The sequence below is a fragment of the Enterococcus sp. AZ126 genome (assembly GCF_051714545.1).
Lineage (GTDB): Bacteria > Bacillota > Bacilli > Lactobacillales > Enterococcaceae > Enterococcus_L.
Window position 1 is genome coordinate 336,609 of record NZ_JBIOSB010000001.1, and the last position, 12,845, is coordinate 349,453.

Consider the following 12,845-nt stretch of genomic DNA (forward strand, 5'->3'; position numbering starts at 1 on the left):
AACCTCTTTTTGGTATTTTAGGGGAGAAAAATTTATTTTTTAGTGATTGTTCCTGAAACATCTCGTTCAACTTTCATGCCAGTCATTGGTAAGTAGCCTAACTCTTTAACAACACCTTCTTGAACATCATCTGTCAACATGAAATCTAAAAATGCTTTTACATCTTTATCAGGTTCACCATTGGTATACATGTGTTCATAAGACCAAATTTTCCAAGAATTATCTGCTACATTTTCTTCTGTTGGTTTTACATCATCAATACTTAAGGCAGCTGTCGATTCATCCATGTAAGAAAAAGCAAGGTAACTGATTGCACCTGGTGTTTGCGAAACAATTTGACGAACGGTCCCTGAGGAGTCTTGTTCTTGAGATTGAACAGCTTTTTCTCCATCCAGCCCCCATTTTTCAAAAGTTGCTCGCGTTCCACTCCCGCTTGGACGATTGATTACTGCAATTTCTTGATCTTTTCCGCCTAACTCTTTCCAATTTTTAGTTTTTCCAGTAAAAATATCGATCAATTCTTGTTTGCTAATATTTTTAACGCCAACTTCTTTATTGACCACAGGACCCATTCCGACAACAGCGACACGGTGATCAACTAGTTTTGAGGCATCTACACCAGATTTTTCTTCAGCAAATACATCAGAATTCCCAATTGTCACAGCGCCATCAGCGACTTGAGAAAGTCCTGTTCCGCTACCTCCGCCCTGAACTGAAATCGTATAATTAGCATGTTCAGAAACGAATTGATCTTTTGCTGCATCTACTAATGGTTGTAAAGCGGTTGAACCAACTGCTACGATTTTAACAGGTTGATTACTATTGCTTCCGCTATCTTTGGATTTATTACTACTCTCACTAGTCGCAGCTCCTTGATTGCCGCACCCTGCGATTAAAAGTCCTACACTTAAAACAATTGCTGATACTAAACGTTTTTTCATTTTTACACGTCCTTTTCAATTAGTTACAAGCTTAGTTTAACAGCGATGTGTTAATTCTGTTTCAACGTTGTGTAAATAATCGGTAAAGGAATGTAAAGGTTGTGTTGAGCTAAGAAAACAGCTAAACGATTGCTCGCTTAACTGTTCGTTTTGATATAATTTCCTATTCGTTTCATGGCTTCTTTTAATGTAGCTAAATCGGCTGCATAACTGATCCGAACATAGCCTTCCGCCTCTTTACCAAAAGCCACTCCTGGAATGATCGCGATTGCTTGTTGTTTTGCTAGATCCACACAAAATTTCATTGAATCTTGTTCATATCCAGCAGGAATTTTAGCAAAGATATAGAAAGCTCCATTAGGTCTAGCTACTTCAAAACCCAAAGAAGTCATTTGTTCGTAAACAAAATCTCGGCGCTCACGATATTCCTCTTTCATCACTGCAGCATCGTTCATACCCTCAACTAAAGCTCTAACTGCGGCTTTTTGAGAAATTGTAGAAGCTGCTGTGACTAAATACTGATGTACTTTTATAATTTCAGCTATCAAGTTCTCAGGACCAAAGATAAATCCGATCCGCCATCCAGTCATTGCATGCGACTTTGATAAACCATTGATCAAAATGGTTTGGTCTGGAATAAATTCCGCAATTGATACATGCTGATCTTCATAGGTCAATTCGCTGTAGATTTCATCACTAATGACGAAAATCGAATAATTTTTCAGCACTTCTGCAATAGCTTTTACTTCCTCACGATTGTATGTTACACCAGTTGGATTACTTGGATAATTTAGAATAATCGCTTTGACTTGATCCCCATGTTCTAACATTGCTGCTTCGATCATTTCTGGAGTCAATACAAAATCATTCGATGTAGTGTCAATATAGATCGGTTCTGCTTGAGCCAACGTGATCACCGGTTCATATCCTGGATAAATGGGCGCTGGCATCAAAACTTTATCACCTGGTTCTAAAATGGATAACAAACTTGCTGAAATCGCTTCGGTCGCTCCTACTGTTACCAAAACTTCAGATGCAGGTTGATAACTAACACCATATTTTTCTTTCATAAAAAAAGTGGCTGCTTCACGAACATCTGTCAACCCAGCCATGCCGGAGTAATGTGAAAAATTATTGTCAATTGCATCATGCGCCGCAGTTTTTACATGCTCTGGGGTATTAAAGTCTGGCTCTCCCAATGTTAACTTTATGATTCCTTTAATGTTTGTTACTTGTTCGTCAAATTGGCGAATTGTTGAAACAGCAATTTTATATACTTGCTTGTTAAATTTTTTTGTTAAATCCATGAAACCATCCCCTCATACCTCAGTGATTCGACCATTAAATCAAAATTCTCTACCATTTAGAGTTTACATCAATCGAAACACTTGATTACTATTCATATTTTTATTAATGGAATTATCATAGCATAATTTAACGTAAAATGAAATTTGAATTTCAAAAATCTTTTTTTTCTTTTCAAATTCACAGATTAAACTTGCGAAACACTTGTTGTTTCTTTATAGTTAAAAGAAACGAAGGGAGAGAAACGATAATGAAAGGGATCAGAAACATTACACCATACATTCCAGGAGAACAGCCAAATTATCCTGCGATGATTAAATTGAATACCAATGAGAACCCTTATCCGCCGTCGCCAAATGTTGCTAAGGTACTGAAACAATTCGAGACGGAACAATTAAAACGATACAGTTCCATTGATAATCTCTCTTTAAAAAAAGCATTGGGTATTAAACATGGCTTATCTCCTGACCATTTTTTAATTGGAAACGGCTCTGATGAAGTATTAGCCTTTTGTTTTCTCGCTTTTTTTAATAGTCAGGACCCAATTTTATTTCCAGACATCACTTATGGTTTTTATAAAGTTTGGGCGAATCTATTTAAAGTGCCATTTAAGGAATTACCACTAAACAATGATTTTGAAATAGCTTTAGACGATTATAAACAGATAAACGGTGGCATAATCATTGCCAATCCGAATGCACCTACTGGTTTATTCAAACCTCTAGCAGAAATTGAAGCATTATTGGAGGAAAATAAGGACGTAATCGTAATCATCGACGAAGCTTACATAGATTTTGCAGATCAGTCTGCTGTCGTACTACTGGAAACGTATCCTAATTTAGTTGTTATTCGAACTTTGTCAAAATCAAGTTCTTTAGCTGGTTTACGAGTGGGTTATGCTATCGGCAATCCAAAGTATATTCAAGTTGTGGAAAGTATAAAATCATCTTTTAATCCTTATTCAGTTGATATAATAGCTGAAAATCTGGCTATTGCTGCAGTCGAGGATGAAAAATATTATGCACAAATAACTAGAAACATTTGCAAAACGAGAGATTGGTTTGCAAAAAATATTGAGACCTTTGGCTTTTCTTCTCTGATTTCACAAACAAATTTCGTGTTGCTCACCCATCCTAATTTGACCATTGAGACGCTTTATCATTATTTAGAAGCCAAAGATGTTTTTGTTCGTTATTTTCCTAAAATTGAACGATTAACCAATTATTTAAGGGTTTCAATAGGAACACAAGAAGAAATGGAAAAAGTTTTACGATTAATGAGTGATTTTGTTGAAATCAATGAACAATAATTAAAAACAACTCCAAGAAATCAGAGTTAGTTCATCTGGTTTCTTGGAGTTGTTGCGTTATCATTTAATACGTTTAAACGATTGTTCTTTGAGTTAGTTCAAAAAAGCAGTTTCAATTCTTTTATAAAAAATTGACCAATCGTGCTGATTGTTTTGTTTTTTTGATAGAGGACACAAATTTTATTATCTGTACTTTCAGCTAAGGGAACTAAACAAATTTCTTTTTTAGTAAAACCCGTTACCACACCAGATCCAGATGCATAAGCATCTGTCTCTACCAATAAATTCATCAAAGTCCCTCGATCATTTGTATAAACTACTGTTTCTTGTTCCTGATTTTCAATCAAATCTTCTGAAAAGTATGCAAAGTTACTTCCTTCTTGGGTAAAACGCACTTGAGGAAAGCAACTTAATTGTTCTAACTCAATTTCTTTTTGTTGTGCTAAGGGATGATCTTTTCCTAGAAAGATATGCGTTTTAAAGCTCCCGACAATCTCGTATGTTAAATTTGCTTGTTCTAAATAACGCTTGATTCCGGATTGATTTTGACTATTTAAATATATAATACCAAGTTCACTATGATAACTTTTTACATCTTCGATGACTTTAAACGTCGTTGTTTCGAACACACGAAAATTTTTATACTGATCTTTAAATTGCTGAATGACTTTTCCCATCACTTCACCTAGAAAATCATAATGTTGAGACGAAATCGAGAAGCGTTCACTTTTCGTCACTTCTTGATAGCGATTTTCAATCATGTCCATTTGGGTTAAAATTTTTTCTGCGTGTTCTAAAAAGGTCAATCCTTCTTCAGTCAATGATGCACCTTTATTAGTACGAATAAATAATGTTACGCCAATCTCTTCTTCTAAGTCACGAATGCCATTAGACAGGCTTGGTTGCGTGATAAAAAGCTTTTTCGCAGCTTCACGAAAACTACCATTATTTGCAACAGCTACGACATATTTCATCTGTTGAATATTCATAAATATCCTCCATTTTATTCAGAAAAATAAATTTTACGTCCATTCAACCCTTGAACTGGGCGATTGTTAAACGGCAACATGCCTTCGTCAATTCGCTCAAAAAAATCTTGATCCATTTTTTGAATAGAATCAAACACAAACCAATGTACGGGTCCTTTTGTTGGAGGTGTCGTTAATGATCCTAAATAATGAAAATGTGATTTTTTTTCTGGTAAAAAAATCGACGGATCAAACCATTGTTGATGTGTCTCTGAGTTCCATTCAAGCGTTGTTTGCTTTTTTGAAAATTTATTATTATCTTTGGTAATCGTAAATAGACAGCCAACAACCAAGTTATCACCAGAATTATTCATGTGGACCAAATGAAATTCTAGTGGTGCATGTTCTCCATCAAAAGTATGCTCACTTGGTGTGTGGAAGTGAATATCGGTTAAATAATACTTTTCATCCTCAAAAATCACGTAACTTTCAGTATTTGGTGGAACAAAATGAAACGTATTCTTAAATTCTTTTTCAGTAAATTCTTCTGTTTTATAACAAAAATCAATCGCTCTACTAGTAGATATACCATTGATTAAGTTTTTTGATAAATTAACCGGCGATTGATAGGGATACTTAGCTCCAGTTGAAAACCAATCACATAGCGTATGCCAATGTTCTGGTCCAAGTTCACCTTCATAACCCCATTCCACGTCCATATTTCGAATATTTTTCATCAAACCCCACCTTCTAATTTTATCGTCTGAATAACTGTATACCATTTAGTAACAACAGTCAATTTTCAAAAACTATTTTTCTCTTCTTTTTGTATTCATGTTTGTAGTAAACTAAAAAATCAAATAATCAAGAAAAAAGTATAACCTTTGAACGTACGATCAAAAATTATACTTTTTATGAAACAAATTATTTATTTAACCAATTTTCTGGATCTTTTTTCCAATTTTTTAATAAAGCAACATCATTTTCTTCAATATAATTTGATTCCAATGCCGCATCGATCAAGGTTGAATAATTGGTTAATGTAATTAAATCCATCTTGTGTTCTGCAAATTTTTCTGTACCTTTAGGTAATTCATAGGTAAAGATTGCAGCAACACCTAACACATTTGCACCTTCACGCTTTGCTGCCTCAGCTGCTTCTAATACACTTCCGCCAGTAGAAATCAAATCTTCAATGACGACCATTTTTTGTCCTTTGAAAATTCTACCTTCAATTTGATTGCCTTTTCCATGTTCTTTGGCTTTACTACGGATATAAACCATCGGTAAATCTAAAATATCTGCTACCCAAGCTGCATGAGGAATTCCTGCTGTTGCAGTTCCAGCAATCACTTGTACATCAGGATATGTTTCCTTAATTTTTTTTGCAAGTCCTTTTGCAATTTCTTTACGAACAACTGGATAACTCATCGTGATTCGGTTATCACAATAAATCGGGCTCTTAATTCCACTCGCCCACGTAAAAGGCTCATTTGGACTTAAAAAAACAGCTTCGATTTCTAATAAATCTTTGGCAATCGTTTTGGCTAATTCTGTCATTATCTTTCTCCATTCCACTCATTTTTTATTGATTTATAGGCTTCATAAGGTATTTTCGCCTGTGTTATCGGTCGGCCAACTACAATATAGGTCGAACCAATCTTTCTTGCATCAGCTGGTGTCACCACACGTTGTTGATCTCCAACGTCACTACCTCTTGGACGAATCCCAGGAGTCAAACAGATAAAGCTTTCATTAGTCGCTTGGTGAATATCATTTGCTTCCAATGCCGAACAAACAACACCATCTAATCCGGCTTGTTTTGCACATTTTGCATAATGAATCACACTTTCTTTTAAAGAGACTTCAATCAATTGATCTTGCTGCATTTCCTCTTCACTTGTTGATGTAAGTTGTGTTACAGCGATCAAAATCGGCTCTTTCGCTCCAGTTTTCGTTCCCTTTTTTAATCCAGCTTTAGCGGCTTTCATCATCTTAATACCACCAGCTGCATGAACATTCGTAATATCGACACCCAGTTTAGCTAAACCTGTCATTGATTGTTCTACTGTATTTGGAATATCATGTAATTTTAGGTCTAGAAAAACTGAATGTCCTAACATTTTTAACCAACGGATAATCTCAGGTCCTTCTTGGTAAAACAGTTCCATTCCAACTTTAACAAATAATGATTCTGCTTCAGGAAAATTGGCTAAAAAAGACGCAACTTCTTTTTTTGAAGGGAAATCTAATGCGATGATCGGTCGTTGACTCATAGATTTTTTTCCTCTCTCACTTCTTTGATTAATTGCTCTAATGATTCGATGCCAAGCTCTGCCATTCTTATCGGTAAAGCATCGATTAGTTTCGGACAAATATAAGGATCAGTAAAATTAGCAGTTCCAACACCGACAGCACTTGCTCCAGCCATAAACATTTCTAAAACATCGTCTACAGTTTGAACACCACCCATACCAATAATTGGAAGACTAGAAATTTGTGAGACTTGATTGATCAGGCGAATAGCAACGGGTTTGATTGCAGGACCTGATAATCCTCCTGTTTGATTAGCTAAAATTGGACGACGAGTTTTCAAATCAATTCGCATTCCTAAAAGTGTATTGATCATTGAAAATCCATCTGCTCCACCAGCTTCAATCGCTTGTGCAACTGGCACAATATCTGTCACATTCGGAGAAAGTTTTACATAAATTGGTACTTTAGCCACTTTTTTTACAGCCTGTGTTAATTGAAACGCAACATCTGGATCTGTTCCAAAAGCTATACCTCCATGTTTTACATTCGGACATGAGATATTTAGCTCGATTGCGCTAACATTTGGTGCATCACCGATTTTGCTACAAACTTCAACATAATCTTCTTCACAAGCGCCAGCCACATTTGCAATAATTGGTAAATCATAGGATTCCAAAGCTGGCAATTTGGTATTCATCACAACATCTAAACCAGGATTTTGCAAACCGATCGCATTTAGCATTCCACTAGGCGTTTCTGCCACCCTCGGGGTTGCATTTCCAAAACGTGCTTGCGGTGTTGTTGCTTTGACCATAATCGATCCTAATTTGCCAAGATCGTAGTATTTAGCATATTCTTCTCCGAATCCAAAACAACCGCTCGCTGGAATGATAGGATTTTTTAATGTTAAACCTGGAATAGTTATAGCTAACGAATTTTTCGTCATAAAACCACCTCACTGGCCCTAAAAATCGGCCCTTCATCGCAAACTTTAACACTTTTTGTCCCAGTTTCATCATCTGGCACATGACATACGCAGGCATAGCAAGCCCCCATACCGCAAGCCATTCGTTGTTCTAATGAAAGAAAGACATTTGAATTATCAGAAAAAACTTGTGCAACCATTTTTAGCATTCCATTTGCACCACAGGCATAAACAGCATCCGGTTGCTCTTTTGTCAATGCATCCAGCAAAAGATTCCCGACATTTCCTTCAACTCCAAAAGATCCGTCATCTGTTGCGAATCTTGTATCCCCTAGTGCGATAAATTCGTTTTCGAAATAAACGACTTCTTTAGAGGCATAGCCTAAGAAGTGAAAGACTTCTATCTGTCTTTCAATCAATTGTTTTGATAATTCGTACATAGGCGGAATACCAATTCCACCGCCTATCACGAAAGCTTTTTGCCCAGCACTCAAACAATCGACATCAAAGCCATTTCCTAAAGGACCCATAACGTCTAATGTGTCTCCTTCAGTAAGTTCAGCGAACACTTTGGTGCCATCACCTTCTGTTCGATAGATGATCGTACACGTTTTTGCTTGTTTATCGATTTGATTGATACTGATAGGTCTTCTTAAGAGCATATCTTCTCGCGGTACTTTTATATGGAGAAACTGTCCGGGCTTTTCCATTTCATTAACTAGTTCACCTGTTAATGTCATTTGGAAAATTCTGGGAGCTAGTTGTTGCTGAGAGGTGATGGTCATTATTTCCTGCTTCATTTATTCTACTCCTTTACAACGCTATTCGATTTTAGAAGACGACGCACGATACTTTTTTCACTTTGTCTCATCCTCTTCAAACTTAAATTGGTTCAGTTGAAAATGCTCGAGATTCTAAAACTTTCAGGATTGCTTCCGCCGTATCTAGCGAAGTAAATAGCGGAACACCATGCTCAACTGCTTCTCTTCGGATCAAAAATCCGTCTTGTTTTAAATCGGAACGATTTTTATCCATCGTATTGACAACGACTTGTGCTTCACCGCTTCGAATCATATCAAGAACAGTTTCACTTCCTTGGTTTATTTTAAGAACTGATTTAACTAACAAGCCGTTATCTGATAAGAATTTTGCGGTTCCTTGAGTGGCGATCAAACTATAACCGATGTCATTAAAACGTTTCGCTAACGCTAATGCTTCTTCTTTCGTTTCATCCGCTATAGTAAACAACACCGCTCCAAAACTCGGCAAGTGCAATCCCGATGCTTCAAAAGCTTTATATAATGCTTTTTCTAAACTATAATCAGAACCCATTACTTCACCAGTGGATTTCATTTCAGGACCGAGATACGTATCTACTTTTTGAAGTTTAGTAAATGAGAAAACGGGTGCCTTGACATGTACTTGTTTGCCTTCTGGATATAATCCATCTTGATAGCCTAAGTCTGTTAGTTTTTCACCTAGAATTACTCTTGTCGCTACCTGAGCCATTGAAATTCCTGTAATTTTACTTAAAAATGGAACTGTTCGACTCGCTCTTGGATTGACTTCGATCACATATACTTTCTCGTCATGGAGAACAAATTGGATGTTCATCATACCGACACAATTTAATCCGATTGCCAGCTTTCTTGTGTAATCAGTGATCGTTTCCTGAATTTCTTTTGATAAGGTTTGTGGTGGATAAACAGCCATCGAATCTCCCGAATGAACACCAGCACGTTCAATATGTTCCATAATACCTGGGATCAAAACCGTCTGTCCATCGCAAATTGCGTCAACTTCACATTCTTTACCTAAGAGATAGCTATCCACTAATACTGGGTGTTCTGGAGAAGCTTTTACAGCATTTTGCATGTAATCCTCAAGATCTTTTTTATTTTCAACAATCTCCATCGCGCGACCGCCAAGTACATAACTAGGACGAACTAAAACTGGATAACCGATTTTATTTGCTATGACTACAGCTTCTTCAGCACTTGTTGCAGTATCGCCTGGAGGTTGAGGGATATCTAGTTCTCGTAACGCTTGTTCAAATAAGTCACGGTTTTCAGCTCTGTCCAAATCTTCGATTGAAGTTCCCAGAATCTTAACACCTTGTTTTACTAATGGCTCCGCTAAATTGATTGCTGTTTGACCACCAAACTGAACGATAACGCCCATTGGCTGCTCTAATTCGATCACATTCATCACATCTTCTAGCGTTAGTGGTTCAAAATAAAGTTTATCTGAAATCGAAAAGTCTGTTGAGACTGTTTCTGGATTACTATTCATAATGATTGCTTCAAATCCTGCTTCTTGAATTGCTTTTACAGAGTGAACTGTTGCATAATCAAACTCTACCCCTTGCCCGATTCTGATTGGGCCTGAACCCAGCACTAATACAGAAGGTTTATCGGAGCGAAGACTTTCGTTTTCAATTTCATATGTGCTGTAAAAATAAGGTGTTTGAGATTCAAATTCTGCCGCACAAGTATCGACCATTTTGTACACTGGTAGAATTTGTTGTGCATGACGATAGTCAGTAACATCTTGTTCTTTTAGCTGCCACAATTCGGCAATTTTCCGATCTGTAAAACCATTTTGCTTTGCCTCTTTTAACGTTTCAACATCCTTAACATTTTTTTTCAATCTATCTTCTATCTCAACGATATGAAGTAGCTTGTCAAGAAAGAATAAATCTATTTTGGTAAGCATAGCCAAATCTTCGATCGTAAACCCTCGACGAATTGCTTCAGATAGATAAAACAAACGATCATCTTGTGCTTTTACAATTTTTTCAGTCAATCGTTCGTCACTGACTTCATGGATTTCTTTTAGTTCGTTATGATAAGCACCGATTTCAAGTGAACGAACAGCTTTTAACAATGACTCTTCAATGTTACGGCCAATCGCCATGACCTCACCTGTCGCTTTCATTTGCGTGCCTAAACGACGTTCCCCTTTTTCAAATTTATCAAATGGCCAACGAGGAATTTTTGCTACGACATAATCTAAAGCTGGCTCAAACTCTGCATAAGTTGTTTCTGTGACAGGATTTTTCATTTCATCTAACGTGAGACCTACAGCAATTTTTGCAGCTAACTTAGCGATTGGGTATCCAGTAGCTTTACTGGCTAATGCCGATGAACGGGAAACACGTGGATTCACTTCGATCACATAATAATTAAAACTATGCGGATCTAGAGCTAACTGAACGTTACAGCCACCTTCTATTTTTAATGCTCTGATAATTTTAAGAGATGCGTCACGAAGCATTTGATATTCATGATCTGACAATGTTTGGCTTGGTGCAAAAACGATTGAGTCACCAGTGTGAATCCCAACTGGATCGAAATTTTCCATGTTACAGACAACAATCGCATTATCAGCAGAATCACGCATTACTTCGTACTCGATTTCTTTAAATCCTGCAATACTTTTTTCAATCAAACACTGAGTTGCTGGGGACAATTTCAAACCATTTTCAGCGGTGATTCGTAATTCCTCTTCGTTATCACACATCCCTCCGCCTGTACCGCCTAAGGTAAATGCAGGGCGTACGATGATTGGATAACCGATTAGATTGGCAAATTCGACCGCCTGTTCAACCGTATTGACGATTTCACTTTCTGGAATTGGTTGATCTAACTCTTCCATTAATTGTTTAAATAAATCACGATCTTCGGCTTGGTCAATGGCATTTAGTTTGGTGCCTAATAGTTCTACGTTTAATTCATCCAAAATACCTGAAGCTGCCAGTTCCATCGCCATGTTCAATCCTGTTTGACCGCCCAGTGTTGGCAATAATGCATCTGGACGTTCTTTTCTCAAAATCCGTGAAACGAATTCTAACGTGATTGGTTCAATATATACGTGATCTGCAATCTCTTTATCGGTCATAATCGTTGCTGGATTTGAATTGACCAAAACGACTTCGTAGCCTTCTTCTCTCAAAGCAAGACAAGCCTGAGTACCGGCATAATCAAATTCTGCCGCCTGACCAATAATAATTGGTCCTGAACCGATAACCATGATTTTTTTGATATCTGATCTTTTGGGCATTAGTCTTGCTCCTTCCAAGCATCCATTAGTTCCATAAATTCGTCGAATAAGTGAAGCCCATCATGAGGTCCTGGCGCTGCATCTGGATGATATTGAACTGTAAATGCTGGATACCGACGATGTCTAACGCCTTCAACAGAACCATCATTTACCTCCACATGGGTGACCAGCAATCGCTCAGAATCAACCGTTGCCTCATCTACTGCATATCCATGATTTTGTGAAGTAAAATCGATTCTTCCAGTCGCGATTTCTCTGACAGGATGATTTAATCCCCGATGACCAAATTTCATTTTGTAGGTATCCGCTCCATTTGCCAAAGCAAATAACTGATGGCCTAGACAAATCCCAAAAATCGGTACTTTGCCTTGAATCGTTTGAATCATTTCAATCGCTTCCGGTACATCTTTGGGATCTCCTGGTCCATTTGTCAGCATCACACCATCAGGTGAAAGTTCTAAAATTGTTTCAGCCGTCGTGTTATAAGGCAAAACAGTCAAGTTACAATGACGTTTTGATAGTTCACGTAATATGCTATGCTTTAAACCAAAATCAACTACTATTACATTTCGACCGATACCTGGACTTGGGTATGGCTTAGTTGTTGATACTTGAGCTACTTGATTCTTAGGTAAAACCGTTGCTTTCAACTGATCGAATTCATGAGTCAAATCATCATCTGCATCAATAAAGGCAGCTTTCAATGTTCCAACTGAGCGAAGTTTTCTCGTCAGCGCACGTGTATCGATTCCTGAAATGCCTGGAATCCCTTTTCTTTTTAAAAATTCGTCTAACGTCATTTGTGCACGCCAATTCGAGGCAAGTCGAGCCTGTTCTTTAACTACTACTCCTTTACAAGTTGGAGTAATTGATTCATAATCATCGCGATTGACACCATAGTTGCCGACCATTGGGTAGGTAAATGTAATGATTTGACCATTGAAACTTTGATCAGTGATCGTTTCTTGATAGCCTGTCATACTTGTTGTAAATACGATTTCTCCAACAACATTGACATCTGCACCAAACGCTTTTCCTTCAAAAATGGTTCCGTCTTCTAGTATCAATAGTCGCTTCAA

11 protein-coding genes are annotated in these 12,845 nt (G+C 37.3%); 1 reads left to right on the forward strand and 10 read right to left on the reverse strand.

Features of this window, described 5'->3' with window-relative positions; all coding sequences use genetic code 11:
• Nucleotides 1–32: 32 nt before the first annotated feature.
• Together IGI43_RS01640 and IGI43_RS01645 are read right to left on the reverse strand one after the other, a co-directional pair.
• Nucleotides 33–941: a phosphate ABC transporter substrate-binding protein PstS family protein gene (locus IGI43_RS01640; RefSeq protein ID WP_438756078.1), complete on the reverse strand. Its 909-nt coding sequence runs from the start codon at nt 939–941 to the stop codon at nt 33–35.
• Nucleotides 942–1,078: 137 nt separating this feature from the next.
• On the reverse strand, nt 1,079–2,248 hold the full coding sequence (locus tag IGI43_RS01645; protein ID WP_438756079.1) for a pyridoxal phosphate-dependent aminotransferase: 1,170 nt from the start codon (nt 2,246–2,248) through the stop codon (nt 1,079–1,081).
• A gap of 248 nt (nt 2,249–2,496) precedes the next feature.
• Here IGI43_RS01645 and hisC point away from each other — a divergent pair, with 248 nt between their 5' ends.
• Nucleotides 2,497–3,555, forward strand: a complete 1,059-nt coding sequence (hisC, locus tag IGI43_RS01650; RefSeq protein ID WP_438756080.1) for a histidinol-phosphate transaminase — start codon at nt 2,497–2,499, stop codon at nt 3,553–3,555.
• Nucleotides 3,556–3,653: 98 nt separating this feature from the next.
• Here the strand turns inward: hisC and IGI43_RS01655 are convergent, their stop codons facing one another.
• The 8 genes from IGI43_RS01655 to IGI43_RS01690 form a co-directional block, all read right to left on the reverse strand.
• Nucleotides 3,654–4,544, reverse strand: coding sequence for a LysR family transcriptional regulator (locus IGI43_RS01655; protein ID WP_438756081.1), 891 nt, complete (start codon nt 4,542–4,544; stop codon nt 3,654–3,656).
• A gap of 14 nt (nt 4,545–4,558) precedes the next feature.
• Nucleotides 4,559–5,260, reverse strand: coding sequence for a carbonic anhydrase (locus IGI43_RS01660; protein ID WP_438756082.1), 702 nt, complete (start codon nt 5,258–5,260; stop codon nt 4,559–4,561).
• A gap of 187 nt (nt 5,261–5,447) precedes the next feature.
• On the reverse strand, nt 5,448–6,083 hold the full coding sequence (gene pyrE / locus IGI43_RS01665; RefSeq protein ID WP_438756083.1) for an orotate phosphoribosyltransferase: 636 nt from the start codon (nt 6,081–6,083) through the stop codon (nt 5,448–5,450).
• Entirely contained in the window at nt 6,083–6,799 is a 717-nt protein-coding gene (gene pyrF / locus IGI43_RS01670; RefSeq protein ID WP_438756084.1) for an orotidine-5'-phosphate decarboxylase, read from the reverse strand. Before pyrF ends, pyrE begins: the two co-directional genes overlap by 1 nt.
• Entirely contained in the window at nt 6,796–7,725 is a 930-nt protein-coding gene (locus tag IGI43_RS01675; protein WP_438756085.1) for a dihydroorotate dehydrogenase, read from the reverse strand. The genes pyrF and IGI43_RS01675 overlap by 4 nt, the downstream gene beginning before the upstream one ends.
• The gene (locus tag IGI43_RS01680; protein WP_438756086.1) at nt 7,722–8,504 is read right to left on the reverse strand and encodes a dihydroorotate dehydrogenase electron transfer subunit; all 783 of its coding nucleotides are present in this window, start codon (nt 8,502–8,504) and stop codon (nt 7,722–7,724) included. The genes IGI43_RS01675 and IGI43_RS01680 overlap by 4 nt, the downstream gene beginning before the upstream one ends.
• Nucleotides 8,505–8,586: 82 nt before the next feature.
• Nucleotides 8,587–11,766, reverse strand: coding sequence for a carbamoyl-phosphate synthase large subunit (carB, locus tag IGI43_RS01685; protein ID WP_438756087.1), 3,180 nt, complete (start codon nt 11,764–11,766; stop codon nt 8,587–8,589).
• On the reverse strand, nt 11,766–12,845 hold the full coding sequence (locus tag IGI43_RS01690) for a carbamoyl phosphate synthase small subunit (RefSeq protein WP_438756088.1): 1,080 nt from the start codon (nt 12,843–12,845) through the stop codon (nt 11,766–11,768). Before IGI43_RS01690 ends, carB begins: the two co-directional genes overlap by 1 nt.

Bases quoted from the DNA above. Each gene is read 5' to 3' on its own strand.
- carB (WP_438756087.1), bottom strand. From the start codon at position 11,766: ATGCCCAAAAGATCAGATATCAAAAAAATCATGGTTATCGGTTCAGGA.
- hisC (WP_438756080.1), top strand. From the start codon at position 2,497: ATGAAAGGGATCAGAAACATTACACCATACATTCCAGGAGAACAGCCA.
- IGI43_RS01645 (WP_438756079.1), bottom strand. From the start codon at position 2,248: ATGGATTTAACAAAAAAATTTAACAAGCAAGTATATAAAATTGCTGTT.
- pyrE (WP_438756083.1), bottom strand. From the start codon at position 6,083: ATGACAGAATTAGCCAAAACGATTGCCAAAGATTTATTAGAAATCGAA.
- IGI43_RS01675 (WP_438756085.1), bottom strand. From the start codon at position 7,725: ATGACGAAAAATTCGTTAGCTATAACTATTCCAGGTTTAACATTAAAA.
- IGI43_RS01680 (WP_438756086.1), bottom strand. From the start codon at position 8,504: ATGAAGCAGGAAATAATGACCATCACCTCTCAGCAACAACTAGCTCCC.
- IGI43_RS01640 (WP_438756078.1), bottom strand. From the start codon at position 941: ATGAAAAAACGTTTAGTATCAGCAATTGTTTTAAGTGTAGGACTTTTA.
- IGI43_RS01660 (WP_438756082.1), bottom strand. From the start codon at position 5,260: ATGAAAAATATTCGAAATATGGACGTGGAATGGGGTTATGAAGGTGAA.
- IGI43_RS01655 (WP_438756081.1), bottom strand. From the start codon at position 4,544: ATGAATATTCAACAGATGAAATATGTCGTAGCTGTTGCAAATAATGGT.
- pyrF (WP_438756084.1), bottom strand. From the start codon at position 6,799: ATGAGTCAACGACCGATCATCGCATTAGATTTCCCTTCAAAAAAAGAA.